Here is a 26,052-nt window from a genome sequence, read left to right on the forward strand (position 1 = left end):
CATCGGCCGGGTCGCAGTCGGGCGCCGCGACCGTGCGCCCCGGATCAGCTGCCGGCCTCGGCGCCGCCGCCCCCGGACCCGCCTCCCGCCGGGGCCGTGTCGGCCGCCTCCGAATCGTCTCCGGGCGGCTCGTCCCCCGCCGGTTCCTCCCCGGCCGGCTCCTCCCCGGCCGGTTCCGCCCCGGCCGGTTCGTCCTCGGACAGCTCGCCCGACGACGGATCGGTGGCGGCCGGGACCTCGTCGCGGACGGGCGCCGGGGCGGGATCCTCGTCGGGCGCCTCGACACCGCTCGCGTCGTCGGTGCCGGCGGGTCCCCCGGGAGTGTCGGCGGTCGGGTCGCCCGGGGCCGGTGACGGCACCACCGGGTCGTCGGATCCGGTGGCCGGTTCGACCCGAACCGGTTCGATGGCGTCACCGGTTGCGGTCGCGAGCCTCGTGAACGTCGACGACCGCAGACTCGACGCATCCGCCGCGAGAACCGTGACGGTGCCGGCCTGTGGCGCCACCGGTCCGACGATCGTTCCCGCCCAGTACCGCACGAAGTTCACCGGGAGCAGGACGATGCTGCGGAGGCTCGCGGCAAGGGCGGTGGCTCCGTCGACGAATCTCGCCGGCGACAGCGTCAGGATCCCCTGCAGGATGTCCTCGAAGACGAACAGATCCGGCAGATAGGCGCCATATCCGAGCTTCGGCAGCGGTGGCAGGAGGTCCTGCACGAGCCGGATCACCGGCTGCAGGTTCGCGAGTTCGATGCCGTACGGCAGGTCGATCGTCGGACGACCGGACAAGAAGTCCCCGATGTCACCGGAAAACCCCAGATCGCGCGCCCACCCCTGAACGAGTTCGGCGAATGCGGAATCGGCGGTGACCACGCACACCGCGGTCCCCGGATCGCAGCGAACGGTCCGCCCGTCGTTCCACGTCGATGTGCGCGGATCCCGATACATCTGGAACGGATAGAGGTTGTGCTTGGTGAAGTAGCCGAGCAGGCCGTCGATCGCGCCGATCGGGTCGTGGATCGGATCCGGCAGGTCACAGATGGGATCGCCATCGATGCAGACCGACACCACCCGACCCTCGAGGTCTCCGAACCCGCCGTCGGTCTCGGACGCACCTCGTGCCCCTGCCATCGTCAGACCCGGGATGATCCCGATCAACGACAACTCGATACCGCGGCCGGTCTTGTCGCCGGAGCGGCGGGGATCCGCGTACAGCTCGCCGGAGATGTTCCCCGTCACGATGTCCACCAGAACCGGATTGCCCTGCTCGTCGAGCATGACGTCGCCGTTCTCGTCGGTCGCGACGACCTGCTCGACGTTGCGACCGTTCCCGATGTCGGCGAGTACGTCACCGGCGACGCGGGCACCCTGCGAATAGCCTGCGACCACGATGTCGGCGCCTGCCCCGCATCGTTGCTGATAGCCGGCGATCGCCGATGCCGTCGCACTCCTGCCCTGTCCGGTGCTGTCGTCGTATCCGGCGGCACCGAGCGGCCAGAGCGTGGTCGGGTAGTCGACGTGGATCACGTCCTTGGGCGCGGCGAGATAGGGACTCCCCGGGTCGTCCTCGATGACCACCTCGCCGTTCTCCACCGTCGGCACCTTGCCGGTGTAGCGCTGCTTCACACCGACGAGATGGGCGCTCTCCGGGTCGTTGGTCCCGGCCACGATGATGACCGCGCCCGAGTCGCTGCATTCGGCGGCCGTCGCGGGAGGGGCCCCGGACAGGCTGAGAGCTGCCGCGACCGCCAGGGCAGTCAGAGCGGCGATCGTGAGCGAGGTCCGTCGGGTTCGGAGACGAGCGATCGCGGCCATGGGGCGCTCCTGTGCGAACCCGGACCACCCGATCGGAATCCTCCGACGCAGCCGGGGCTGGTCCGAACGCTAGATCTGCGACGGTGAAACCGACAGCACGCTGAGGGACGCTAACGACCGTGACCAGGCACTATGCATCTGACCACACATGATTTCACTCGGTCGGAGGACAGCTCATGCCACCTTCGGACCGCGCTTGGAAAGTGTTGGACGCGGCCTGACCGGGACGGTTCTCCGGCACTCACATCCGTGTTATATCCTTGTCGCCAGGTCATGAGCATCAGCGTCAAGCCCCGGCTGGCTGATCGGCAACCCTCCATCCGCGGTGGGGTGCTCCGGGTGATGACCGGGTTGTGGGATCGCAGCGACGATCCCCGGCAAGCGCGGGTCCGAAGGTCGGACCCCACCAGGGTCGAGTTGGCCCTGCCGACCGTAGAAAGTGATCAATCGCCATGTCTGATGCCCCTGACGGCACTTCCGCCGACGGCACCTCCCCAGTGGACAACTGGAGCTTCGAGACCAAGCAGATCCACGCCGGACAGGCCGCCGATGCGGTGACGAACGCGCGGGCGCTGCCGATCTACCAGACGACGTCGTACGTCTTCAACGACACACAGCACGCCGCGAACCTCTTCGGGCTCGCCGAGCCGGGCAACATCTACACCCGCATCATGAATCCGACCCAGGATGCCGTCGAGCAGCGGATCGCCGCACTCGAGGGTGGCGTCGCCGCGCTGCTCGTGGCATCGGGCCAGGCCGCGGAGACCTACGCGATCCTCAACATCGTCGAGACCGGCGGCCACGTGGTGTCGAGCCCGCGCCTGTACGGCGGCACCTTCAATCTCTTCCATTACACGCTGCCGAAGCTGGGCGTCGAGGTCACGTTCGTCGACGATCCCGAGGACCCGGCGTCGTGGCAGGCCGCGGTCAGGGACAACACCCGCGCGTTCTTCGGTGAGTCGATCTCCAACCCCAACAACGAGATCCTGGACATCCCCGGCATCTCGGAGGTCGCCCACCGCAACGGCGTACCGCTGATCATCGACAACACGGTCGCCACGCCGTACCTGATCAATCCGCTGGCCCACGGGGCCGACATCGTCGTGCATTCGGCCACCAAGTACATCGGCGGCCACGGCACGGCGATCGGCGGCGTCATCGTCGACGGCGGGACCTTCGACTGGCGTGTCCAGCGCGACGGGAAAGACCTGTTCCCCGGTTTCACCACCCCGGACCCCAGCTACCACGGCGCGGTCTTCGCCGACCTCGGGGCGCCCGCGTTCGCACTCAAGGCCCGCGTGCAGTGGCTGCGTGACACGGGTGCGGCCATCGCACCGTTCAACGCGTTCCTCCTCGCGCAGGGCCTGGAGACCCTGAGCCTGCGCATCGAGCGCCATGTCGCCAACGCGCAGAAGGTCGCCGCCTTCCTCGAGGGACACGGCCAGGTCGAGTCGGTGGCGTACGCCGGCCTGGAGTCCTCCCCCTGGTACAAGCGCGGCCAGGAACTGGCCCCCAAGGGTCAGGGCGCGATCATCGCCTTCGAGATCACCGGCGGCGTGGACGCCGGCAAGAGGTTCGTCGACGCGCTCAGCCTGCACAGCCACGTCGCCAACATCGGCGACGTGCGCTCGCTGGTGATCCACCCGGCCTCGACCACGCACAGTCAGTTGACCCCCGAGGAGCAACTCGCCGCGGGCGTGACCCCCGGACTGGTCCGACTGGCCGTGGGCATCGAGGGAATCGACGACATCCTGGCCGACCTCGAACAGGGATTCGCGGCGGCCAAGTGAAACAGGTGAGGCAGCTTTGTCGGTGAGTATCGACCTGAACGCGACAGCGTCTGATCAGCCCGATTGGGAGTCTCTCCCGGACGGGGAACTCGTCGGCATCCCGATCGGATCGCTGCCTCTCGACAGCGGAGCACGGATCGACGACGTCACCCTGGCGTTCCAGCGCTGGGGGACGTTGTCGCCGTCCCGCGACAACGTGATCCTCACTCTCCATGCGCTGACGGGTGACTCGCATGTCACCGGACCCGCCGACGCCGATCACGACTCGGCCGGATGGTGGGACGGGTTGATCGGGCCCGGGCAGGCCATCGACACCGACGAGTGGTGCGTCATCTCCGCCAACGTCCTCGGGGGATGCAAGGGGTCCACCGGCCCGGGTTCCATCGCCCCCGACGGCCGTCCGTGGGGTTCTCGTTTCCCGCAGATCACCGTACTCGACCAGGTACGCGCCGAGGTGGCATTGCTCGATCGCCTCGGAATCACCAGCGTCGGTGCGGTTCTCGGCGGGTCGATGGGTGGTGCGCGCGCCCTCGAGTGGGTCATCGAGTACCCCGACCGGGTGCGCAGTGCACTCGTCCTCGCCGTCGGCGCCCGCGCGACCGCGGACCAGATCGGTATCCAGTCCGCTCAGATCGCCGCGATCAAGGCCGACCCGGACTGGCGCGGTGGCGACTATCACGGCACTGGACGAACCCCGTTGCAGGGCATGGGAATCGCTCGTCGAATCGCCCATCTCATGTATCGCAGCGAGCCCGAGCTCGACAGCCGATTCGCGAACGACGCCCAGGGCGACGAGAATCCGCTGACCGGCGGGCGCTACGCGGTGCAGAGCTACCTCGACCATCAGGCGTCGAAGCTGATGTCGCGCTTCGACCCGGCGAGCTACGTCGTCCTCACCGAGGTCCTCAACCATCACGATGTCGGTCGCGGTCGCGGCGGAGTAGCCAAGGCGCTCAACGCATGCACCGTTCCGGTGATCGTCGGGGGAATCGACTCCGACCGCCTCTACCCGATCCGGCTCCAGGTCGAACTCGCCGAGGAGCTGGGCAACTGCGTCGGCGGCCTCCAGGTCGTCCACTCCGACACCGGTCACGACGGCTTCCTGACCGAGTTCGACGCCATCAGCGATCTGCTCAAGCGCACAGTCGAACTCGCGCGACGCGACGCCTGAGGGCGTCCCGATCCGGCCGTCGGCGACCTCTCGTCAGCGCGGCGCGGGAACCGTGGGCACCGGACTGCTGGGCTGAGGCGACGGCGGGATCTGCGGTGCCGACTCCCCGCCCCGATCAGCGGGCTGCCCTGAGTCGGGCACCGACGGCGCCTGGGTCGCCCCCTGGGCGCGCGTGCTGCTCGGCCGTGCCGAACCGGTGCGCGGAGACTCCGGCGTCGGCGTCGTATACGTCGGAGGCGGAGGCGTGGGCGCGGCGCTCGGCGGGAGGAAACCCGGCGGCAACAGTTCCGGCGGGATCGTCGGCGTCGATCCGGGCGGGAACGGCAACTCCGGCCACGGGAACGGCGACAGCGTGCGGGTGCTGGTGCTCGTCGACGGGCGGGTCGGCGGCAACTCCGTGGTCGCCCAGGCCGGCGGATCGTTCCAGCCGGTCTGCGGCATGGGCTGTTGGGTCGGGACAGGGGCCACGACGGTCGGCTCGACGGGCTCATCCGGAATCCGGGTGATCGGCTGCGAGGGGGGTCTCGGGGCGACCGGCGGGTCGCTGTCACTGGTCGCCGCGGCCGGTGGCACGCTGCTGCTGACCGAGGGCTGCGGATCAACGGCCGGACGATCCGCGAATGACGAGCTCACCGCGTAGATCGTCATGAGCGTGGCGGCGATGACGGCTCCGGCGACCGCGATGGGTGTCGCGGAGAGCCACTCACGTTGCGGTTTGCCGCCGATGAACGCCAGACGCGCTGCGCCCGAATAACTCTGGAGCGCAAGCAGGGCTGCGCCGGTGGCCACGACCAGTTCCGGAGCGGTCGGACCGACAACTTCCAGATCATGCCCAGATGCGATCGTGCGCACCGCGGGAAGGTTGGCGAGGCCGCCGATGAAGATCACTGCGTCCGGCCGTACGCCGCGCGATCGTGCGGCGTCGATGTACCGGGTGAACACCTCTCTCGCGTCCCGGATCATCGGCTCGATCGCCTGCTCGACATGCGCCGCCGACAGCGTCACGCGCCCCGCGCCCGCCGAGACCGCCACCACGGACTCGGCCGCGGACGAAGTCCCGCCGTAGGAGATCTCTTCCTTCGCGGTCCGGCAGGCGCTGCGCAACTCGCTGCGATCGGCCCGGGTGCGGCCGGCTTCACCGAGGGCCGGGTTGTCCGCGGTCAGCTGGTCGACGATGGATCGGTCCAGGCGACGGCCGCTCAGAACCGTCGAGTGTTCGGGATTGCCGATCCGGCCCTCGCGGGGGTCGACGGTGTAGAGAGACATACCGGTGTCGCCGCAGTCGACGACGACCGCGGCGGTGAAGCGGTCGACCTCCCCGGTGTCGGCGAGGTAGGCCAGAACGGCCTCGTCCTCGCCGGCGAGGCGGACCTGGCGGCGGGGGCCGCTGCCCCTCGAACGCAGTTGTCGGCGCTGACTGCCCGTGCGTGCGGCCACCCCGATGGGTCCCACCCTCGTCGCGGACTCGCGGGCTGCGGACAGCATCACGTCGATGCCGGCGTTGACGCGACCGGCCGGATCGAGACCGTCGGTGGGGTCGACGTCGATGACGCGCGAGTCGACCACACTGCGACCGAGATCGTCACGCGTCAGGAGGACGTAGTGGATCATGCCAGCACCTGCTGACACGCCCATGGACGTCACTTCGCTCACGGTGTCGTCGGTTGGTGATGCAGTGATACAAACTCCAGCGGTCGGTGCGTCTGCGGCAGGGCAGCGGAAAGTGCCTGGTCGAGCGGACGACTGGCCGTCAGGTCACGCTCAGGTCTCTATTGTAATCAATCCGTGCCCAAAGAGTCGATCGACGCCGCCAGCCACAGCATCACACCGCCGACCGTCGCCATCACCGTGACGTCGAACGTCTTACCCCTGACCTGCAGCAATCCGGCTTGCGACGACGGTATGAAAGCTCGTAGTACGGCGCCCACGAGCAGCGCCGCCCCGAAGACGAACGAACCACGCCGCCAGCGATCGAACATCACGAGCAGTGCCGCGACGAGCACACCCACCATCACCAGCAGATACGGGAGCTGGACGAGCATCTCCCGGAGGCGGGTGCGGTCGGCGGAAGCGCGGGTCCGGCCTCCCGGGCGGGAGTTGTCCACACCACGCGGCTGGGAGTGAGCGGACTCACTCGGGTGCTCGTCTCGGGTCACGCGTCGCCGCCACCCCCGGAGGCGAGCGTCTGCTCCGCGCGTTCGACAACGTTGACGAGCAGGAACGCTCGCGTCAGCGGTCCCACGCCGCCGGGGTTCGGTGACACGTGGCCGGCGACGTCCCAGACGTCGGGATGTACGTCGCCGACGAGACGACCCTCGTCGGTGCGGCTGACCCCCACGTCGACCACCGCGGCACCTGGCTTGACCATGTCCGCGGTGATGAGGTGCGGCACACCCGCGGCGGCGACCACGATGTCGGCGCGTTCGATCTCGGACGCGAGATCGGTGGTCCCGGTGTGGCACAGGGTGACCGTGGCGTTCTCGCTGCGGCGGGTGAGGAGCAGACCGATGGGCCTGCCGATGGTGACGCCGCGCCCGACGACGGTGACCCGGGCTCCGGCCAGCGGGACGTCGTAGCGGCGCAGCAGGTGGATGACGCCGCGCGGGGTGCAGGGCAGCGTCGATTCCTTGCCCAGGACCAGCCGCCCAAGATTGATCGGATGGAGTCCGTCGGCGTCCTTGAGCGGATCGATCCGCTCGAGCGCGGCGTTCTCGTCGAGGTGCCGGGGCAGCGGCAACTGCACGATGTAGCCGGTGCAGGCCGGATCCGCGTTGAGTTCGTCGATCGCGGCGTTGAGTTGTTCGGTCGTGGCGTCGGCCGGGAGATCTTTGCGGATCGACGCGACACCGATGCGCGCGCAGTCGGCGTGCTTGCCCTTGACGTAGGAGTGCGAACCCGGGTCATCGCCGACCAGAACGGTTCCGAGACCAGGGGTGACACCCGCCAGCCGGAGCTTCTCCACCCGTTCGGCCAGATCAGCGAAGATCTCGTCGCGCGTGGTCTTCCCATCGAGTCGTATCGCGGTCACGCCGACATTCTTCCACTCGTGCCCGCGTAAACCGACATCGACGGACGGACGCGTCATGCACAGCCGGGCATCGCTAGGGTCGGGGTGGTGACCGTGGTACCCGTAGACGTCGACCTCGCCCGCGCGGCGATCACTCCCCATCTCCGACGCACGCCGATGCTGCGCACGGTCATCGACACCGTCGACGGCCCGGTCGACGTGGCCCTCAAACTCGAGTACACCCAGCTCGGCGGATGTTTCAAACCGCGAGGCAGTCTGTGGGCGACCCTCCATGCCCGTGACCAAGGGGTCCTGACCGACGCCGGTGTGCTCGTCGCCTCCGGCGGCAATGCCGCGCTCGGCGCGACGGTCGCGGCGCGAATCGTCGGCGTCCCGGTCACCGTGGTGATCCCCGAGACGGCACCGCCGGTCAAGATCGACGCGCTGCGCACGGCGGGTGCGCGGGTCCACCTCATCGGACGGCGCTACTCCGAGGCCGCCGACGCGGCCGAGGAGCTCGCAGATCAGACGGGCGCACTGGCGCTCCACGCCTACGATCTACCGGACATCGTCGCCGGCGCGGGCACGATCGGTCTCGAGCTCATCGACGACGTGCCCGGGCCACTCACGACCGTCGTCTGTGTCGGTGGTGGCGGACTGCTGGCCGGCCTCGCCGCGACGCTACGCCCGGGCGATCACCTCGTCGGCGTCGAACCGCTCGGTGCCTCGTGCCTGCACCAGGCACTCGCCGCAGGGACGCCCGTGCCCGTCGAACTGGAGAGCGTGGCCGCCGACTCTCTCGGCGCGACCCGGGTCGGCGACCTGTGCTGGAATGCCGTCGCCGAGAACCCCGCCGTCCGCAGCATCATCGTGACCGACGACCAGATCATCGCGGCGCGACGGATGCTCTGGGACTCCCATCGCATCCTCGTCGAACACGGCACCGCCACGGCCGTCGCCGGTGTGACCTCGGGACAGATTCGGCCGCAACCGGATTCGACGCTGTGCATCGTGCTGTGCGGGGCCAACACCGCGTTGGCGGTGTGAGGGGCGGGATCGAGTGGAATACGCTTCGTACGGCACCGACTACGCTGACACCATCATGTTCCGAATCATGTTCTACCAGCCGTGCATCCCGCCGAACACGGGCAATGCGATCCGGCTGGCCGCCAATACGGGGTGCGAACTCCACCTCATCGAACCGCTCGGTTTCTCCATGTCCGACGCGCAGGTGAAACGCGCGGGACTCGACTACCACGAGATGGCCAATGTCACGGTTCATCCCAACCTGGTGACCGCCTGGACGACGCTGAAGCCGGAGCGGGTGTTCGCGTTCACCGCCCACGCCGAGCGGTACCACACCGACGTCGACTACCGGCCCGGTGACGTGCTGCTGTTCGGCCCGGAACCGACCGGGTTGCCCGCGGAGGTCCTCGACGAACCCGAGGTCACCGACCGGGTGCGCATCCCCATGCTCGCCGGTCGTCGTTCCCACAACCTGGCCAACGCCGCGAGCATCGTGGTGTACGAGGCGTGGCGGCAGCACGGCTTTTCCGGTGCTGTCTAGGATCAGCCGACGCGATAGCGCTTGGTTCGTGCCGTGGCGCCGCCGATGAGCGCGATCCTGCTGTTCGGAACCCCGAGGTGAGCGGCGAGCAGTTCGGAGACGGCCTTGTTCGCCCGGCCCTCCGTTGCAGGCTCGCGGACGTAGACGATGATCGCGCCGTCGGGCCCCGTCTCGACCAACGGGCCCTTGCTGCTCTTCGGTTTGACGGTCACCACGACCTGTTGCGGCATCGACTCTTTCCCTGATTCTGCTCGAGCACTACTGCCAGTCCCTGGATCTGCTTCCCACCCGAAGATCCATGCGTTGCAGACGATCTGCGACGACGGTCACAGCACCTTCGGCGTTCTGCACCCGTCCGCGGACCAGCAGTGCGGGCGCCGTCTGGGCGAGTACACGGTACCGCGCCCACAGGCCGACCGAGCACACCACGTTGACCATCCCGGTCTCGTCCTCGAGGTTGATGAAGGTCACCCCGGACGCGGTGGCGGGTCGTTGGCGGTGGGTCACCGCACCACCGATCAGCACCCGCGAACCGTCGGGCACCGACAGCAGTCGGTCGGCGGCCAGCACGCCCATCGCGTCGAGCCGGGGGCGCAGGAACTGTGTCGGGTACGACGTGGGTGTGATCCCGGTGGCCCAGGCGTCGGTGGCCGCGAGTTCGACGTCGGACAGTCCCGGGAGTGTGGGGGTCGCCTGCGCCGACTCCAGGGCCAACTGATCGTCACGCACCGTCGCGGCGGCCCCCGCCTCCCACAGGGCCTGTCGCCGGCTGAGGCCGAACCCGTCGAAGGCGCCGGCGCCGGCGAGCCCCTCGAGTTCCTTGGTCGTCAGCCCGGCGCGGCGAGAGAGATCGGTGATGTCGAGGTACGGGCCGTCGGACCGCCGTTCGACGATGCGCTGCGCCGCCTCCTCCCCGACCCCGCGCACCCCGTCGAGACCCAACCGGACGTCGAGACCCTCGTTCTCCAGGGTGGCGTGCGCGAGTGAGGCATTGATGTCGGGACGATGGATCGTGACGCCGTGTCGCCGGGCGTCGGCAACCAGGGTCTGCGGCGAGTAGAAGCCCATCGGCTGAGCCCGCAGCAACGCGGCGCAGAATGCCGCCGGATGATGCAGCTTGAACCACGACGAGTAGAACACCAGTGACGCGAAACTCTGCGAATGACTCTCCGGGAAACCGAAATTGGCGAACGCTGCCATCTTCTCGAAGATGCGGTCGGCGATGTCCCCGGTGATGCCGTGCAGGTTCTCCATCCCCTCGTAGAAGCGTTGCCGCAGACGTTCCATCTTCTCCGGCGACCGCTTGGATCCCATCGCCCGGCGCAGCTGATCTGCCTCGGAGGCGTCGAAGCCGGCCACGTCGACGGCCAGCTGCATCAGCTGTTCCTGGAACAGCGGCACTCCCAGGGTGCGTTCGAGCGCCTTGCTCATCGACGGATGCTCGACCGTCACCGGCTCTTCCCCGTTGCGCCGCTTGATGAACGGATGCACCGAGCCGCCCTGGATGGGGCCGGGACGGATCAGTGCCACCTCGACGACGAGGTCGTAGAAGCAGCGCGGCTTCAACCGCGGGAGCGTGGCCATCTGCGCACGTGACTCCACCTGGAACACGCCGACCGAGTCTGCGCGACAGAGCATCTCGTACACTGCCGGTTCACCGAGGTCGAGGGTGGCCAGGTCGACGTCGACCCCCTTGTGTTCGGCGACCAGATCGATCGCGTAGTGCAGCGCGGAGAGCATGCCGAGGCCCAGCATGTCGAACTTGACCAGCCCGATGGCGGCGCAGTCGTCCTTGTCCCACTGCAGGACGCTGCGGTTCTCCATCCGCGCCCACTCCGTGGGGCAGACATCGGCGATCGGCCGGTCGCAGATCACCATGCCGCCGGAGTGGATACCCAGATGCCGTGGCATCCCGAGGATCTCGCCGGCCAGCTCGGCGACGTCGGTCGGTGCCGTGTCGGGCATCTTGGCCCAGGCGTCCTGCTGGCCCGGCGCATAGCCGAGCGCCCGGGCCATGTCCCGGATCGCCGACTTCCCTCGGTAGGTGATGACGTTGGCGACCTGCGCGCTGCGCTCCCGGGTGTAGCGGCGGTAGACGTACTGGATGGCCTCCTCGCGTCGGTCGGATTCGATGTCGATGTCGATGTCGGGCGGCCCGTCGCGCTCGGGGGCCAGGAACCGTTCGAAGAGCAGCGTGTTGGCGACCGGGTCGACGTTGGTGATGCCGAGGGCGTAGCAGACGGCCGAGTTGGCCGCGCTCCCCCGACCCTGGCACAGGATGTCGTTGTCCTTGCAGTAGTCGACGATGTCGGCGACGACGAGGAAGTAACCGGGGAACGTGAGCGTCTCGATGATAGCGAGTTCGTGCTCGATCTGCCGGTAGGCCTGCGGATGTTCGGCCGGTGTGCCGTAGCGACGGCGTGCCCGGGTCATGGTGAGTTCGCGCAGCCAGCTCGCCTCGGTGTGACCGTCAGGAACGTCGAACGGCGGCAACTGCGGCGCGATGAGGCCCAGATGGAATGCGCAGTCCGCGGCGATGCCCACCGCGTTGTCGATGGCATCGGGATGCGCGGGCAGCAGCCGGGCCATCTCGTCACCGCTGCGCAGGTGCGCTCCGGCGACCCCGGGCATCCACCCCGAGATGGTGTCGATGTCGGTGCGGGCCCGAACGGCGGCCATCGCCATCGCCAGCCGCCGGCGTCGCGGCGCGGCGAAATGGGCGCCGGTGGTGGCGACGGTCGGCACGCCCGCACCGGCGGCGAGGCCGGCGAGCACCGCATTGCGTTCGTCGTCGTCGGCCATGCCCTGCGCGGTCAGCTCGACGACGACGTTGCCGTGGCCGTAGGTCTCGATCAGTTCCCGCAGCGCCTGCTCGGCGGCCGGGATGCCGCCGCGATCGAGGGCGCGTCGCAGAGCACCCTTCCGGCACCCGGTGAGGATGAGCCAGTGCCCGCCACCGGCACCGGCCAGGGTGTCGCGGTCGTAGCGGAGCAGCCCCTTCTCCCCGGCGACCATGTGCGCGGCGGCGATGATCCGGGACAGGCGCCGATAGCCCTCACCGTCCCGGGCGAGGACCAGCAGATGCTCTCCCGGCGGATCGTTCTGACCCGTCCGAGCGACGTCGGGCTCCAGCGACAACTCGGCGCCGAAGACGGTCGGCATCTCGAACTCGCGGGCCGCCTCGGCGAAGCGCACGATGCCGTAGAACCCGTCGTGATCGGTGACGGCCAGGGCGCGGAGACCGAGTCGTTGCGCCTCCTCGACCAGCTCTTCCGGCATCGACGCACCGTCGAGGAAGCTGTACGAACTGTGCGCGTGGAGTTCGGCGTAGGACACCGCCGAGGAACCACGGGAGATGTCCTCGGCCTGATAGGCGCCGCGCTTGCGCGACCACGCCGGACTGTCACCCCCGTCGCCGGGAAACGGTGCCCATTCGCTGAGATCCGGGCCGAATTCGGTGCCTGGCCGGTCGGCGTTCCCGGGCGCTCGGCCCGCGAGCACCCGCTCCATCTCCGACCATGTCGGAGGCCCTTGATCCCAGCCCACTCACAGAGTTTATCGAACATGAGTTCGATACGACAGCGGGACTGCCGCCCCCGTCGATCAGCTGTTGTTGACCCGGCCACGCTCGACGATGCCGGACCGACGGTCGGCCACCCGAGCAGGGTCGAAACCCGCCATCCATTCCACCGAGGTGGAGTGCTCCGCATCGAGCGCCGGACCGACGAGATGATCCTCGGCACGCCGGTACGAGTCGAGCATGGTCCGCACCGCGAGCTGGTCACTCCCGGCGATGGACACCGCGAGGTCCATCGCCGAGGCCATCAGCTGATCATGGGCCACCACCTCGGTCACCAAACCGACCCGCAGCGCCGTCTGGGCATCGACGAACTCCCCGGACAAGCTCATGCGGCGCGCGAAACCCCGGCCGACCGCCTCCGGCAATCGGGATGTCAGCCCCCAGCCCGGCAACACCCCGACCCGTGAATGGGTGTCGACGAAGCGAGCCCGTTCGGACGCGATCAGTACATCGCACGCGAGGGCGAACTCCAGACCACCGGTGGCCGCAACGCCGTTGACGGCGCCGATGATCGGCTTCGAGATGGGGCGCCACGGATGCCCGACAGGTACGTCCGCATGATCGAGCAGTCGAGCACTCTCGGTCGACGAGCCCAACTCGGCCAGGTCCAGGCCGGCACAGAATGCCGACCCCGCGCCGGTGAGGATGACGACGTCGACGTCATCGGCGTGATCCGCGTTCGCCAGCTCGGTTCGGAGAGCGTCGATCAGGCCGGAACTGAGCGCATTCCGGACCTCCGGACGGTTGAGGACGAGCGTCCGCACTCTTCCGGATTGCTCGATCAACAGAGGCGGTTCGACCGGCGTGGACGTCTGATCACTACTCATGCGCTGCCTTTCGGTTCGTCGCCTGCGCGTGGCGCCGGGGTCAACCCGCCGACGGCGGACGCTCGGCGAGCCCGAGCCGCAGGTGTTCACTGTGGTAGACGGCCTCGTCGAGCAGCTGGGCCACATGACTGTCGTACAGGCTGTAACTGATCGACCGACCCGATCGCGTGCCGGTGACCAGTCCGAGATTCCGGAGCAACCGGAGCTGATGGGAGACCGCGGACTGCTCCATGCCCACGGCGTCGGCGAGATCGGTGACCGAACGCGGACCGGAGCGCAACGCGGTGAGGATCAGCAATCGGCTCGGGGTAGCGAGCGCCTGCAGCGTGGTGGCGACATGCACAGCCGACTCCGGGTCGAGCCGCGCAGCCGGCCGCATCCCCTCGTCGATGCCGTGTCCCATGCAGCGAGATGCTACCGGTTGCCCTTCACATGAATATATCTTCATATGAACTGTTACTGTCAGGATCTGGTCGGCGGCAGACGGGAGACACGATGGGCGCGACGAGAGCGACCGACACGACGGAACGCGCGGCACCTGACGATGCACCGGGACAGCGAGCCGAACGCGGGAGCGTCGTCCCGCCGTCGTTGATCCGGACCGGGCTCCGCCTGCCCGAGGTGCGCCGAGCGGGTATCGCGCTGGCTCTGTTCCTCGCGGGGTGGTTGCTCCAACTCGGCAACGCGCCCGAATGGTCGTGGTGGACCGTGTTTCTCGCGTGCTACCTGAGCGGCGGGTGGGAACCGACCCGGTCCGGCCTGCAGGAACTCCGGCAGCGACGACTCGACGTCGATCTGCTGATGATCGTCGCCGCCATCGCGGCCGCGTCGATCGGACAGGTCGTCGACGGCGCGCTGCTGATCGTGATCTTCGCGACCTCGGGCGCACTGGAGGTCGTCGTCACCCAGCGCACCGCCGACTCGGTGACCGCGCTGCTCGGGCTGGCCCCCGAGCGGGCCACCCGCTACGCAGCCGACGGCACGACACACGAGATCGACTGTCGCGACCTCGACGTGGGACAACAGATCCTCGTCCGACCCGGTGAACGGATCGGCGCCGACGGAGTGGTCGTCCGCGGCCGGAGCGACGTCGACCAGCAGGCGGTGACCGGCGAGTCGGTACCCATCGTGCGCGAGGCCGGTGACGAGGTGCTCTCCGGCACCGTCAACGGCACCGGCGCCTTGATCGTCGAAGTATCACGTCCGGCGTCGGAGTCGGTGATCGCGCGCATCGCGACACTCGTCGCCGAGGCCTCCGAGACGAAGGCGCCGACCCAGCTCTTCATCGAGAAGGTCGAGCAGGCATACTCCGCGATCGTCGTGGTCGCCACACTTCTGGTGCTGGGTATCCCGATGCTGTTGTCCGACAGCGCCTTCGATGAGTCCCTGCGCCGAGCCATCGTGTTCATGATCGTGGCCTCACCCTGCGCTGTCGTCCTGTCGACGATGCCGCCGCTGCTGGCGTCGATCGCCAACGCCGGCCGCCACGGCGTCCTGGTCAAGTCCGCCGCGGCGATGGAGTCGGTCGGACGGACCTCCGTCGTCGCCTTCGACAAGACCGGCACCCTGACGGAGGGGCGGCCCCAGGTCGTCGATGTGACGGCGCTCGATGGTCGCGAGCCGTCGGAGGTACTGGCACTCGCCGCAGCGGTCGAGCACCCCAGCGAACACCCGCTGGGTCGCGCGGTCGTGACGGCCGCGGCCGACCGCGGGCTGGATGTTCAACCGGTCGACGACTTCCGGGCACTTCCCGGGCGCGGCGTCACCGGCACGGTCGGTGGACGCCGGATCACCGTCGAGCGCACGCTCGCCGCCTCGACCGGCACCGTGGTCGGCGTGCTCGTCGACGACGTGGAGATCGGTCGGGTCGAGCTCGTCGACCGTCTCCGGGACAATGCGGCCGACGCGGTACGTCTGATCGGCGACGTCACGTCGGGTCCGGTCCTCCTGCTGACCGGCGACCGCCCGTCGGTCGCGGCCGACGTCGCCGCCCGGACCGGCATCGACGAGATGTACGCCGACCTCCTGCCGGAAGACAAGGTCCGGGTCGTCGGCGAGGCGGGCGGGCACGTGCTGGTGGTCGGCGACGGGATCAACGACGCACCGGCGCTCATCGCAGCCGGGACCGGCGTCGCGATGGGGCGCCGTGGGGCTGATCTCGCAGTTCAGACGGCCGACGCGATCATCGTCCGCGACGATCTCACCGCGGTCGCCGCACTGATCCGGTTGTCACGCCTCGCCCGTCGCTACGTGATCGCCAACCTCTGCATCGCGGCGACCGTGATCGTCGCGCTCGTGACCTGGGACCTGATCGGAACCCTGCCTCTCCCCCTGGCCGTGGCCGGTCACGAGGGTTCCACCGTTCTGGTCGCCCTCAACGGCGCACGTCTGCTCCGAAGTTCTGCGTGGTCGGGGTCTCGGGGTGCACAGTCGGCGTAATCGGACGCACAGTCGACGGTTTCGGGCGCACAGTCGAGTTCGCGGCGCTGACGCCGTCGTCGCGCCGGGCTTCGGTGATCGCCCAGATCGCGAGACCGAGACCCAGGATGATCCCGTGCGCGATGCGCACCGGCCCCGGCGCGAAGAACTGCGGAAGAAAGAGCAGGAGCCCGATCGCGGTCATCCGGACACCCCACCGTTGCGGCGACGCAGCCCGGCCGTCGTCCCGCACGAGCCGAACCGCCACCCACCCCAGCAGCACCCATCCGGCGACAAAGGTCACGAGCGGGACCGGCGACATCCGGAAATCGTCGGCAACCGCCATCGCGGCCGGATCACCACCCGAGGTGACCCACTGACCGACGTCGTTGAGCGCGAACGTCTCCGCGCCGTAGTACGGGAGGAGCAGACAGGTCGCGAGCCAGGCGAGCAGTTCGGTCGACCGTCGTCGCGGATCGTCGGCTCCCCGGCGCAGAGCGATGGCCAGGGCGACGAATCCGATCATCGCCGCCACATGTGCGGCGACCCAGCTCGGGGAGCCGAGATGCCGGGCGCCGGCGACTCCGACCTCCGGGCCGAAACCACGCAGCAACGGATACAGCAGGAAGGAGAGCGCTGCGAGACCGAGTAGTGCGGAGCTAGGGGGCAGTGCGAGGCGAGAAGCGGGGTACATGAGCCAGTCCGTTTCAATTCGTGAGCAGTGCTCTCACTATTAGAGAGCACTGCTCACGAATGGTCAACACCGGCGACTCGCGACGGGACGAACCGTTGCCAAGGCCGCAAGTTGGTGTCACTCTGAGTACCAGACACATCCGCGGCCCGCGGGGCGCGGACAGCCAGCGGGCCGTCGGCCCGCCCATCTGATGGGATCTCTCACATGACGAGCTACTTCATCACCGGGGGCAGCGGATTCATCGGACGTCGCGTTCTCGATCGTCTCCTGACAGCCTCTCCCGACGACACGATCCACGCCCTGGTTCGCGAGTCGTCACGCGCGGCCTTCGTCGCGATGCTCGACGACCTCGGCGCGGGTGACCGCGTGACACCCGTGGTCGGCGACCTGACCGCGCCCGGGCTCGGCATCTCACCGGACGCGGTCCCCGCGATCGATCACGTCATCCACCTGGCCGCGATCTACGACATGGCCGCCGATGCCGAGTCGCAGCGCGCCGCCAATGTGGTCGGGACCTCGCGCGCCGCGGACTTCGCGATCGCACACGATGCACTGTTCCACCATGTCTCCTCGATCGCCGTGGCCGGTGACCACCGTGGGCGCTTCACCGAGATGGATTTCGAAGTCGGACAGGGATTTCCGACTCCGTACCACCGCACCAAATTCGAGGCCGAGCGCGTGGTCCGCGATCGTGAGGGACTCCGCTGGCGCGTCTACCGGCCGTCGATCGTGGTCGGCGACTCGCGTACCGGCGAGATGGACAAGATCGACGGCCCCTACTACTTCTTCGGCCACCTGGGAGCGCTCGGCCGGCTGCCCTCGATGCTGCGGTTGCCGATGCCCGACCTGGGGACGCTGAACATCGTGCCCGTCGACTACGTCGCCGACGCGATGGTCGCACTCATCGGCGTCAATCCCACTCGCAGTGGATTGGTGTTCCACCTCAGCGACCCGAAGTCGCTCACCACCACCGAGATGTACAACGCGCTGGCACCGGCATTCCGCGCCCCGCGCGGCTTCGATGCCATTCCGCGGGCGGCGGTGGAACCCGTGATGGCGTTGTCCGGCATGGGAATCGCGCGCGTCGGACGCAACCTCGTCGCCGCGCAGCAAGGCATACCCGGGGCACTGCTCGATGCGGTGACGATCCCGGTCGACTTCCGCGCCGACACCACCGTCGCGGTTCTGCACGACCTCGGCATCACCGTGCCCGACTTCGCCGAATACGCTCCGCGCCTGTGGACCTACTGGTCGCGACACCTCGACCGGTCACGCAACCGCCGCACCGATCCGCGCGGGCCGCTCGTCGGCAAGAACATCCTCATCACCGGAGGGTCGAGCGGGATCGGCAAGGCCACCGCCCGGATGTGTGTCGCCCGCGGCGCCAACGTCCTCATCGTCGCCCGCAATGCCGAGGAACTCGCCTCGGCGACAGCGGAACTGAACTCGACGACGAGCAAGAAGGGCATCCCGCCCGGCCAGGTGACCTCGTATCAGTGCGACATCACCGACGAGGAATCGGTCAATGCCCTCGTCAAGACCGTCCTGGCCGCACACGGTCACGTGGACATCCTGGTCAACAACGCCGGGCGGTCGATCCGTCGTGCCACCGTCAACTCGGTGGACCGGTCGCACGACTACCACCGGGTGATGGCGGTCAACTACTTCGGCGCGGTGAACCTCGTCCTCGGATTGCTGCCGCACATGGTCGCCCGGCAGGCAGGCCACGTGGTGAACGTGACGTCGGTCGCGGTGCAGTCGCGCGGGCCCCGTTTCGGCGCGTACGCGGCGTCGAAGGCCGCACTGGAGGCCTTCAGCGACGTCACCGGCACCGAGACCGTCTCCGACCATGTCACCTTCTCCAATGTTCGCCTCCCCCTGGTGAAGACGCGAATGATCGCGCCCACCGAGGCCTACGACAACCAGCCCGGGACCTGGAATGTGGACCGCGCCGCGGCGCGCGTCCTGCACGCCATCGTCGACCGGCCCAAACGCGTCGACTCGCTCGTCGGGCTCGTCGCCGAGATCGGGCACCGGGTGACCCCCGGCCTGACCACCCGCATCCTGCACCAGGAGTTCCTCGTGTTCGGCGAATCGGCAGCGGCGCTCGGTCGGTCGGATCGTGATGCCGGCGGGCAGAATTCGTGATCGACACCCCTTATCTCGAGGTCGACGTCGACCGCATGACGCGTAACCTCACGTTCCTCGCCGACCGTGCGCGATCGATCGGCGTGGCGGTGCGTCCGCACGCCAAGACCCACAAGTGCGCCGAGATCGCCCGCATGCAGCTCGATCTCGGTGCCGCGGGTCTGGCGGTGGCGACCATCGGCGAGGCCGAGGCCTTCGCCGACGCCGCCGAGATCACCGCGTGCACAGACATCTTCATCGCCTACCCGATCTGGCCGACACCGGCGAAGGCCGCCCGGTTGCGGGCCCTCGCGGACCGGGTGTCGCTGCGGGTGGGTATCGACTCCGTCGAGGGCGCACGGCATCTCGCAGCGCTGCTCGGCGAGCAGCGGATCGAGGCCCTGGTCGAGGTCGACTCCGGACAGCACCGCACCGGAACCGCGCCCGCGGGGGCCGGTGAGGTCGCGGCGGCAGCAGTGGCAGCCGGACTCGACGTCGTCGGCGTGTTCACCTTCCCCGGTCACGGCTACGGCGTCGGCGACACCCGGCGGCGGGCCGCGGACCAGGAGGTGGCGGCGCTCCGTACGGCGGCGGACGGTCTGCGAGCGCAGGGGATCGATCCGCGGGTACGCAGCGGCGGGTCCACGCCCACCATCGAATTCGTCGGCGACCCGTCGCACGCGGGTGTGCTCACCGAGATCCGTCCGGGCGTGTACCCCTTCAACGATGCCCAGCAGATCGAGATGGGCGCCTGCGGATTCGACGACGTCGCGCTGACCGCGGTGACGACCGTGGTGCGGAGCGACGCCGGCCGAGTTGTCGTCGACGCCGGCAGCAAGATCCTCGGCGCCGACCGCGCCGCCTGGGCCACCGGTCACGGGCGGCTCCTCGACCACCCCGAGGCTCGCGTCGTGCAGTTGTCGGAACACCACGCCGTCGTCGAGTTCCCGACGGAGTCGACGTCGGTCCCCCGGCCGGGCGATGTCCTCAGGGTGGTACCGAACCACGTCTGCAACGCGGTCAACCTCGTCGACGAACTGGTGGCGATCGACGGCTCGGACAGCCGGTGGCCGGTCATCGCGCGAGGACGCAACACCTGATCTGGTTGCCGGGCCTGCGACACTGGACGGATGGACCGCTCCGGTGATCGCGTCGCCCGCTCGGCTTCGGCGTCTCCGGAAGGGCGGGGACGACGGTCGGTGGTGACGCGCACGGCGGCCCGGTGGCGGGAACTCTCGGGACCGCAGCGGTACCGGCTCTACACCCGATGCACCCTCCAAGCCGTCATCGTCGCCATCTCGATCGTCTTGAGCGTCTCCGCCGGTACCGGATGGTCGATCGCCGGGATCCTCCTCGGCGGTGCGGCCGCCGTCGTCGCCCTCGAGGCACAGCCCGACTTCGCCGTCGGGCCGACCGCCCGCTGGCGTCGGGGCCTGCTCATCGGTGCTGTGCTCGTGATGGCAGCGGTCTGGGTGGCCGCGGTGATCGCCTCGCACACCGCCGCCGAGGATTCCGGCGTCGCGGGCTCCGACATCGACGCGGCACGCACGCTCGGCATGTACGTCGCCTTCCTCGTCGCCTTGTCGGTACTGCCGTTCCTCCGCCACCGCTGGTGGGTGCTGGCCGCACTGAGTCTCGGATCGGGTGCGCTGCTGTCGGGTTCGGTGCCGGGCGCGGTCCGACTCACGGTCTACGTCTTCGTCATCGGGCTCGTCATGGTCGCCACCACCCTCGCCACCCAGTGGGGCCTGCACGTGATCGACGACCTCGAGCGCGCCAAGGCGGTCGAGGCACGACTCCGCGTCGCCGAGGAGAGACTGCGCTTCTCGCGCGACCTCCACGACGTCGTCGGACGCGGGTTCTCCGCGATCGCCGTCAAGAGCGAGTTGGCCGGTTCCCTGCTCCGTGCCGCGGAGTCCCCCACCGCGGATCGCGAGACCGTGACCGCCCGGGCGGCGACCGAGATCGACGAGATCAAGTCGCTCGCCGTCCGGTCGATGGAACAGATGCGTTCGCTGGTCCGCGGCTACCGCGACGTCGACCTGACGGGTGAGGTCGCCGGCGCCCGATCGCTGTTGTCGGCCGCCGGTTGCCTACTCGTCGTGGACGGTGAGCCGGCCGAGGTACCTGATCGCTACCGTGAGGTGGCCGCGTGGGTGGTCCGCGAGGGTACGACCAACATCGTCAAGCACTCGGCCGCGTCGTCGGCGCGACTGACGTTGCAGCCGGACGGTATGTCGTTGCGCAACAACGGGGTCGGGGTGGGTGACATGCACACACCGTCACCGCGGTCAGGCCTCCGTGGCCTCGCCGAGCGACTCGAGCCCGTGGGCGCGACTCTCGACACCAGCGTGCGCGACGATGAGTTTCTTCTACAGATCGGTTGGGCGAAGCCATGATCCCGGTCCTGATGGCCGACGACGAGACTCTCGTACGGACAGCGATGGCGACGATGCTCGATCTCGAGGCCGACATCGAGGTGGTCGCGCACGTCGAGTCGGGCGAGCAACTCCTCGAGGAGTGGCGAGCACGGGTCGACGCCGGCGAACCCGTGGCGGTGGCCGTCCTGGATCTCCAGATGACCGGCATGGACGGCATCGACACCGCCATGGAGCTCCTCACCCTCACACCGGACGCCGGGGTTCTCATCGTGACCAGCCACGGACGGCCCGGTTACCTCAAACGTGCGCTGGCCGCGGGTGTCCGGGGCTTTCTGCCGAAGACCACCCCCGCCACCACACTGGCGCAGGTGATCTCGACGGTCCATGCCGGTGGTCGGTACATCGATCCCGAGCTCGCCACCGAGGCGATCAGCACCGGCGACTCGGTGTTGACCGCCCGCGAGGCGGACGTCCTCGAGTTCGCCCTCGACGGGGCGTCCGTGGAGGAGATCGCCCGCCGTGCCCACCTCTCGTCGGGGACGACACGCAACTACCTGTCGTCGGCGATGTCCAAGCTCGACGCGTCGAACCGCTACGAGGCCGCCCTCAAGGCTCGCGAACTCGGCTGGATCTGACACCCTGGCGTCACCCGACGAGTCGTCGAGTCGACCGTCGGAACGCCCACACCGCAACACCGATGAAGGCGGCGAACAACGGGAATCCCATCGCGATCTTCGCGGTCGCGAGCATCCCGGTGGCATGCGTCTCGTAGAACCACAGCTGGACACCGAATCGCGACGCGAGGACCGCGGTCAGGACGAGTGTGGCGATGTCATGCGCGCGCAGCACGACTCGGTCCTGACGCCACGAATATTTGTTGCCGTGCAGCAGGTTCCACAGCATTCCCGTCAGCGGCCTACGCATCAGCACGGTCGCCAGCACGATGACCGCCTCGATCCCGTTGGCCCAGATCCCGAGCAGGAAGTACCCGTCCGCCGACCCGGTGGCGGCGGCGACCGCACCGGCGGCGGCCACTCCGATGATGCCGCCCGACGCCTGCACCACGGGCTCACCCCGGGCGAGACGTATGCCCGCGGTGAGGACGGCGACGGCGATCGCGGCGCCGATGGCGATCGGCAGTGTCGCCACCGCATCGGCCGCGACGAACACCACGACCGGGATCGCGGAGTAGATCATCCCCGACACACCGCCGAGCTGATCCATCAAGACCTGTTGAGCGTCGGTGGTCTTCGGCCGAGAATCGGCCGCGTCGTTCTTCTGCCGGGTCTCCTTCTGGGTGGTCTCGTCCACGGTGGTGCCCTCCGATCGTCCTCGGGTGTCGAACATCTGGTTGCGCGTGCATTCGGCGGCATGGGTCATGACTGTTCCCGCCCACCGAGATGCCGTGCGAGAAAGCGCTCGACGGCGCGATAGAAGGTCATCTGATTCTCCGGATTGACGAACCCGTGGCCTTCGTCGTCGAAGACGAGGTACTCGACGTCGATCTTGCGGTGCCGCAGCGCCTCGACGATGGTGTCGGACTCGGCCTTGACGACGCGGGCGTCGTTCGCTCCCTGCGCGATCAACAGCGGACGCCGGATGTCGTCGACCCGGCTGATCGGTGAGCGAGCACGGATCTCGGCGACCTGCTGCGGGTCGTCGGGATCGCCGACGTAGAGGTGCCAGTTGTTGGCAAGGGACTCCTTGCCGAGGAACGACGGTTGCGTGCGCATGAAGTTCTCGAGGTCGGAGATGCCGACGTAGTCGACGGCGGCGGCGAACACGTCCGGGGTGAACGCCGCACCCACGAGTGCCGCGTACCCGCCGTAGGAACCACCCATGATGGCGACGCGGTCACGGTCGGCGTACCCCTGTGCCACGGCCCAGTCGACGGCGTCCAGCAGATCGGTGTGCATCTTGCCGGCGAGCTCACCGATCCCCGCGCGGGTGTGCGTCGGCCCATATCCGACGGAACCGCGAAAGTTGACCTGCAGCACGGCATATCCGCGATTGGCGAGCAACTGCACCGTCGGCTGGTATCCCCACGAATCGCGGTACCACGGACCGCCGTGGACCAGCACCACGAGGGGCAGTCCGGTCGGATCGGTGCCGACGGGCAGGGTCAGGTACGACGGCAGCTCGAGGCCGTCGCGGGCGGTGATCGTGACCGGGGTCATCGGTGCCAACGCCTCGGGATGCAGATGCGGGAACGGACGATAGAGCCGACGGCTCTCGCCGGTGGAGTGATCGTAGAACCAGGTCGCACCCGGGTCGCGGTCGTGGGTGAAGCTGACGATCCACTTCTGTCCGCTCTCGTCCGAGGACAGTTCGCCGACATCGCCGTCGGACAGGACTTCGAGGTTCTTCAGCACCTCTGCGAACTCCGTTGTCAGCGCGTGGATGACCTGCCGTTCGCCGAGATAGCGGACGCCGATGAGTTCGCCGGTGCCACGGTCACGGAGCAGCGCCGACGACATCTCGGCCACCGCACGCCGGGCACCGTCGATCTCCAGCGTCGGATGCGCGTCGACCTCGGTGATCTCGCCCGTCCGTACATCGATGCGCACCAGACGTGTCAGGTCTGCACCATCGCTCGAACCCGCCCAGATCCCGGTGCGGTCGGGAGTGGATTCCAGCGGGGCCACTCCCAACGGATAATCGTCCCCGTCGAAGGTGACGACCGGACTGAGGTCACCGGTGGCCGAGTCGAGGCGGGCGATCTCGTGACCTCCCCCGTCGGTCTGCGAGAGGCGGATCATGTCGTCCCCGGGTCCGCGCATCCAGGACATGGCCACGCCCGGGCTCTGCGCCACCAGGGTGATCTCCCCGGTGGCGATGTCGATCTCGTGCAGGTCGAACTCGCTCACGTCGCGCGCGTTCATCAGGAAGGAGATCGTGCCCGACCGGCCGGCGACCGTCTCGGCTCCGACGACTCGTGCCCCGGGGAACGGGGTCAGGTCGACCGAACCGGCATCGTCGGCATCGAGGTCGACGCGGAACAGATGCCAGTTCTCGTCACCGCCGGTGTCCTGGAGGTAGACCAGCCACCGCGGATCATCGGTCCACCGGAAGTTGCGAACGCTGCGCGTCGCATCCGCGGTGACACAACGTGGCTCACTGCCGGGCTCGAGATCCTCGACCCAGACGTTGAGTCGGTTACGCCACGGGGCGAGGAACGCGATCCGCGTGCCGTCGGGCGAGATCGTCGCGCCGGTGCGCTGCGGCGGGCTGAAGAAGTCCTCGAGCGGGATGAGTCCTGGTGCGGTGTGTTCTCGTGTCGTCGTCATGCATTCGACCCTGCCCGCGACGAGGCGTGGCCTGTAGTGTCGCCGATCATCAGAATGTCGTGACATTCCGGTGCGGCGACCCGTGACAGATGTCAGAGTGCGCAGGTCAGGTCGGTCGGAATCCTTGCCGGACCAGGAACTCGCGCGCCCGTCCGAACTTGCGATCGGTGGAGAACGCGTACCAGCGCTGATTCACGCCCGCTTCGTGGACGACGTCCCGGAACCTGCGGAACGCGCCTCGCCCCTCGATCGCACGTTCCAGACGATTCCTCAGATCGGGATCGGAGATGCGCGTGGCGAAGTCCGCCATGTCCCGCCAGCTGTCGCGCGAACCGACGCAGTCGAAGCGCAGCCAGCGATCCGGGTCCTCCTCGACATCGATCTCCTCATCAAATACCCCCGGCTCGAGACTCTCGTCGTCGTAGGCGAAACCGGTGGTCAGGTCGACGTAGCCACCGGTCGATCGGCTCGGATCGCCTTCCATCTGGTCGCTGAGCATCTCGAGATCCACCGTGACCGGCCGTCCCGGTGCGGGTTCACCGCGCAGACTCGCGAGCAGGTCCTCGGCGAGTTCGGCGTCGCCGGACTCCCCCCGTCGGTTGAGTTGTTCGACGATCGACACGGCCACCGGTTCGGCTCGCTCGCGGCGCTTCTGCAGTGCCATCGGCACCCCGGGGCCGACCTGCTGGAGTACGTCGTGCAGATCGCATCCGATGACGGCATCCAGGAAACGATCGGCATCCGACGACGCGATCGACCCGCGTACCTCGCCCAGATCGAGTTCGCGTATCTCCTTCTGCGCGGGCCACTGCCCGACGAGCATCGGATGCGGAACGGTGGGGCGTGGTGGCGTCTCGTCGTCCCCATCGGCCGTCCGTCGACCGTACTGATCCGGGATGTCGCCCCAGCCGAAGTACGCCAGCGGCGTTTTCGGCTTGATGCCCAACACGTCCAACGGGTCAACCTTCAGATCTCCCACGACACACCGATGGGTCCACTCGTCGCCGAGATCGAAGGTGTACTGGAACTCGGAGCCTGTCGCTGCGAACGCGGCGACCTTGGCCGTGGCGATGTCCACGGGCTCGGAGATCGGGCCGGCGATACCACCGGCCAGGTCGGCACCGAGCGCGGCGTCGGCGACCACCCTGCCGTCGTCCAGGGTGAAAAGTGACAGATGGGAACGATCCCATCGAGCGAACGCGTCATCGACGGCGGTCGCCAGATCCTTGAACGTGTGCGCCGGTCCGACCGCGAAAACCCTGCCCGGCCAGGGCCACAGTTCCGTACCTCGACCACCGAGCAGTTCCACGGTCACCGACAACCATGTGCGCGCCATGCGTCGAGAGTGACATCTTGGAGGCGAAGACGCACCGTTTCGTACTCGGGCGT

The 26,052-nt window shown here is 68.5% G+C and carries 21 protein-coding genes and 1 riboswitch; of the genes, 9 read left to right on the top strand and 12 right to left on the bottom strand.

Annotated elements, in window-relative coordinates; all coding sequences use genetic code 11:
• Positions 1-44 precede the first annotated feature (44 nt).
• Positions 45-1,814: a PE-PPE domain-containing protein gene (locus tag AB4Z55_RS19045; RefSeq protein WP_369520304.1), complete on the bottom strand. Its 1,770-nt coding sequence runs from the start codon at positions 1,812-1,814 to the stop codon at positions 45-47.
• A gap of 269 nt (positions 1,815-2,083) precedes the next feature.
• Positions 2,084-2,204, top strand: a riboswitch (SAM riboswitch).
• A 62-nt stretch (positions 2,205-2,266) separates the two neighbouring features.
• Between AB4Z55_RS19045 and AB4Z55_RS19050 the strand changes: the two genes are divergently transcribed.
• Both AB4Z55_RS19050 and AB4Z55_RS19055 read left to right on the top strand, forming a co-directional pair.
• On the top strand, positions 2,267-3,604 hold the full coding sequence (locus AB4Z55_RS19050) for a bifunctional o-acetylhomoserine/o-acetylserine sulfhydrylase (protein WP_369520305.1): 1,338 nt from the start codon (positions 2,267-2,269) through the stop codon (positions 3,602-3,604).
• 16 nt (positions 3,605-3,620) lie between these two features.
• Positions 3,621-4,775 carry a homoserine O-acetyltransferase gene (locus tag AB4Z55_RS19055; protein ID WP_101819089.1) on the top strand — a complete coding sequence of 385 codons (1,155 nt, stop codon included), beginning with the start codon at positions 3,621-3,623 and terminating at the stop codon, positions 4,773-4,775.
• Positions 4,776-4,808: 33 nt separating this feature from the next.
• Here the strand turns inward: AB4Z55_RS19055 and AB4Z55_RS19060 are convergent, their stop codons facing one another.
• From AB4Z55_RS19060 to AB4Z55_RS19070, 3 genes are all read right to left on the bottom strand, one after another.
• Positions 4,809-6,386, bottom strand: coding sequence for an Hsp70 family protein (locus AB4Z55_RS19060; RefSeq protein WP_369520306.1), 1,578 nt, complete (start codon positions 6,384-6,386; stop codon positions 4,809-4,811).
• A gap of 167 nt (positions 6,387-6,553) precedes the next feature.
• On the bottom strand, positions 6,554-6,817 hold the full coding sequence (locus AB4Z55_RS19065) for a DUF3017 domain-containing protein (protein WP_004021699.1): 264 nt from the start codon (positions 6,815-6,817) through the stop codon (positions 6,554-6,556).
• A 110-nt stretch (positions 6,818-6,927) separates the two neighbouring features.
• Positions 6,928-7,803 carry a bifunctional methylenetetrahydrofolate dehydrogenase/methenyltetrahydrofolate cyclohydrolase gene (locus AB4Z55_RS19070; RefSeq protein WP_197505665.1) on the bottom strand — a complete coding sequence of 292 codons (876 nt, stop codon included), beginning with the start codon at positions 7,801-7,803 and terminating at the stop codon, positions 6,928-6,930.
• Positions 7,804-7,887: 84 nt separating this feature from the next.
• Here AB4Z55_RS19070 and AB4Z55_RS19075 point away from each other — a divergent pair, with 84 nt between their 5' ends.
• Positions 7,888-8,829, top strand: a complete 942-nt coding sequence (locus tag AB4Z55_RS19075; RefSeq protein ID WP_369520307.1) for a serine/threonine dehydratase — start codon at positions 7,888-7,890, stop codon at positions 8,827-8,829.
• Between the two features lie 55 nt (positions 8,830-8,884).
• Positions 8,885-9,349 carry a tRNA (cytidine(34)-2'-O)-methyltransferase gene (locus tag AB4Z55_RS19080; RefSeq protein WP_033203743.1) on the top strand — a complete coding sequence of 155 codons (465 nt, stop codon included), beginning with the start codon at positions 8,885-8,887 and terminating at the stop codon, positions 9,347-9,349.
• A gap of 2 nt (positions 9,350-9,351) precedes the next feature.
• On the opposite strand, the gene AB4Z55_RS19085 is transcribed toward AB4Z55_RS19080, so the two are convergent.
• The 4 genes from AB4Z55_RS19085 to AB4Z55_RS19100 are packed head-to-tail and all read right to left on the bottom strand — an operon-like array spanning position 9,352 to position 14,159.
• Positions 9,352-9,579, bottom strand: coding sequence for a DUF167 domain-containing protein (locus AB4Z55_RS19085; protein WP_354560151.1), 228 nt, complete (start codon positions 9,577-9,579; stop codon positions 9,352-9,354).
• Between the two features lie 28 nt (positions 9,580-9,607).
• On the bottom strand, positions 9,608-12,895 hold the full coding sequence (locus AB4Z55_RS19090) for an error-prone DNA polymerase (RefSeq protein WP_369520308.1): 3,288 nt from the start codon (positions 12,893-12,895) through the stop codon (positions 9,608-9,610).
• Positions 12,896-12,952: 57 nt separating this feature from the next.
• Positions 12,953-13,756 carry an enoyl-CoA hydratase gene (locus tag AB4Z55_RS19095; RefSeq protein WP_369520309.1) on the bottom strand — a complete coding sequence of 268 codons (804 nt, stop codon included), beginning with the start codon at positions 13,754-13,756 and terminating at the stop codon, positions 12,953-12,955.
• A gap of 40 nt (positions 13,757-13,796) precedes the next feature.
• Complete coding sequence (locus AB4Z55_RS19100) at positions 13,797-14,159, bottom strand: metalloregulator ArsR/SmtB family transcription factor (protein WP_004021707.1); 363 nt, start codon at positions 14,157-14,159, stop codon at positions 13,797-13,799.
• 92 nt (positions 14,160-14,251) lie between these two features.
• On the opposite strand from AB4Z55_RS19100, the gene AB4Z55_RS19105 reads away from it, so the two are divergent.
• On the top strand, positions 14,252-16,195 hold the full coding sequence (locus tag AB4Z55_RS19105; protein ID WP_369520310.1) for a heavy metal translocating P-type ATPase: 1,944 nt from the start codon (positions 14,252-14,254) through the stop codon (positions 16,193-16,195).
• Here the strand turns inward: AB4Z55_RS19105 and AB4Z55_RS19110 are convergent.
• The gene (locus AB4Z55_RS19110) at positions 16,131-16,868 is read right to left on the bottom strand and encodes a hypothetical protein (RefSeq protein ID WP_248645106.1); all 738 of its coding nucleotides are present in this window, start codon (positions 16,866-16,868) and stop codon (positions 16,131-16,133) included. The two genes, AB4Z55_RS19105 and AB4Z55_RS19110, sit on opposite strands and share 65 nt — an antisense overlap.
• A gap of 204 nt (positions 16,869-17,072) precedes the next feature.
• Between AB4Z55_RS19110 and AB4Z55_RS19115 the strand changes: the two genes are divergently transcribed.
• The 4 genes from AB4Z55_RS19115 to AB4Z55_RS19130 are packed head-to-tail and all read left to right on the top strand — an operon-like array spanning position 17,073 to position 22,011.
• On the top strand, positions 17,073-19,016 hold the full coding sequence (locus AB4Z55_RS19115; RefSeq protein ID WP_369520311.1) for an SDR family oxidoreductase: 1,944 nt from the start codon (positions 17,073-17,075) through the stop codon (positions 19,014-19,016).
• Complete coding sequence (locus AB4Z55_RS19120; RefSeq protein ID WP_239400495.1) at positions 19,013-20,095, top strand: alanine racemase; 1,083 nt, start codon at positions 19,013-19,015, stop codon at positions 20,093-20,095. Before AB4Z55_RS19115 ends, AB4Z55_RS19120 begins: the two co-directional genes overlap by 4 nt.
• Positions 20,096-20,125: 30 nt before the next feature.
• A complete protein-coding gene (locus AB4Z55_RS19125; RefSeq protein ID WP_248645104.1) occupies positions 20,126-21,394 on the top strand; it encodes a sensor histidine kinase in 1,269 nt (422 codons plus the stop codon).
• Positions 21,391-22,011: a DNA-binding response regulator gene (locus AB4Z55_RS19130; RefSeq protein ID WP_248645103.1), complete on the top strand. Its 621-nt coding sequence runs from the start codon at positions 21,391-21,393 to the stop codon at positions 22,009-22,011. The genes AB4Z55_RS19125 and AB4Z55_RS19130 overlap by 4 nt, the downstream gene beginning before the upstream one ends.
• 10 nt (positions 22,012-22,021) lie before the next feature.
• On the opposite strand, the gene AB4Z55_RS19135 is transcribed toward AB4Z55_RS19130, so the two are convergent.
• From AB4Z55_RS19135 to AB4Z55_RS19145, 3 genes are all read right to left on the bottom strand, one after another.
• Entirely contained in the window at positions 22,022-22,756 is a 735-nt protein-coding gene (locus AB4Z55_RS19135) for a DUF3159 domain-containing protein (protein WP_354560139.1), read from the bottom strand.
• Positions 22,753-24,663 (bottom strand): S9 family peptidase, encoded by a 1,911-nt coding sequence (locus tag AB4Z55_RS19140; protein WP_354560138.1) that lies wholly within the window; start codon positions 24,661-24,663, stop codon positions 22,753-22,755. Before AB4Z55_RS19140 ends, AB4Z55_RS19135 begins: the two co-directional genes overlap by 4 nt.
• Before the next feature lie 106 nt (positions 24,664-24,769).
• Positions 24,770-25,999 carry a UPF0158 family protein gene (locus AB4Z55_RS19145; RefSeq protein WP_354560136.1) on the bottom strand — a complete coding sequence of 410 codons (1,230 nt, stop codon included), beginning with the start codon at positions 25,997-25,999 and terminating at the stop codon, positions 24,770-24,772.
• Between the last annotated feature and the right edge of the window lie 53 nt (positions 26,000-26,052).

This window comes from Gordonia sp. ABKF26 (assembly GCF_041103195.1).
GTDB lineage: Bacteria > Actinomycetota > Actinomycetes > Mycobacteriales > Mycobacteriaceae > Gordonia > Gordonia terrae.

Excerpts from the sequence above, each read along its gene's own strand:
- AB4Z55_RS19100 (WP_004021707.1), bottom strand. The coding sequence starts at position 14,159 with ATGGGACACGGCATCGACGAGGGGATGCGGCCGGCTGCGCGGCTCGAC.
- AB4Z55_RS19125 (WP_248645104.1), top strand. The coding sequence starts at position 20,126 with ATGGACCGCTCCGGTGATCGCGTCGCCCGCTCGGCTTCGGCGTCTCCG.
- AB4Z55_RS19105 (WP_369520310.1), top strand. The coding sequence starts at position 14,252 with ATGGGCGCGACGAGAGCGACCGACACGACGGAACGCGCGGCACCTGAC.
- AB4Z55_RS19115 (WP_369520311.1), top strand. The coding sequence starts at position 17,073 with ATGACGAGCTACTTCATCACCGGGGGCAGCGGATTCATCGGACGTCGC.
- AB4Z55_RS19085 (WP_354560151.1), bottom strand. The coding sequence starts at position 9,579 with ATGCCGCAACAGGTCGTGGTGACCGTCAAACCGAAGAGCAGCAAGGGC.
- AB4Z55_RS19045 (WP_369520304.1), bottom strand. The coding sequence starts at position 1,814 with ATGGCCGCGATCGCTCGTCTCCGAACCCGACGGACCTCGCTCACGATC.
- AB4Z55_RS19135 (WP_354560139.1), bottom strand. The coding sequence starts at position 22,756 with ATGACCCATGCCGCCGAATGCACGCGCAACCAGATGTTCGACACCCGA.
- AB4Z55_RS19050 (WP_369520305.1), top strand. The coding sequence starts at position 2,267 with ATGTCTGATGCCCCTGACGGCACTTCCGCCGACGGCACCTCCCCAGTG.
- AB4Z55_RS19145 (WP_354560136.1), bottom strand. The coding sequence starts at position 25,999 with ATGGCGCGCACATGGTTGTCGGTGACCGTGGAACTGCTCGGTGGTCGA.
- AB4Z55_RS19130 (WP_248645103.1), top strand. The coding sequence starts at position 21,391 with ATGATCCCGGTCCTGATGGCCGACGACGAGACTCTCGTACGGACAGCG.
- AB4Z55_RS19060 (WP_369520306.1), bottom strand. The coding sequence starts at position 6,386 with ATGATCCACTACGTCCTCCTGACGCGTGACGATCTCGGTCGCAGTGTG.
- AB4Z55_RS19095 (WP_369520309.1), bottom strand. The coding sequence starts at position 13,756 with ATGAGTAGTGATCAGACGTCCACGCCGGTCGAACCGCCTCTGTTGATC.
- AB4Z55_RS19065 (WP_004021699.1), bottom strand. The coding sequence starts at position 6,817 with ATGCTCGTCCAGCTCCCGTATCTGCTGGTGATGGTGGGTGTGCTCGTC.
- AB4Z55_RS19140 (WP_354560138.1), bottom strand. The coding sequence starts at position 24,663 with ATGACGACGACACGAGAACACACCGCACCAGGACTCATCCCGCTCGAG.
- AB4Z55_RS19110 (WP_248645106.1), bottom strand. The coding sequence starts at position 16,868 with ATGTACCCCGCTTCTCGCCTCGCACTGCCCCCTAGCTCCGCACTACTC.
- AB4Z55_RS19080 (WP_033203743.1), top strand. The coding sequence starts at position 8,885 with ATGTTCCGAATCATGTTCTACCAGCCGTGCATCCCGCCGAACACGGGC.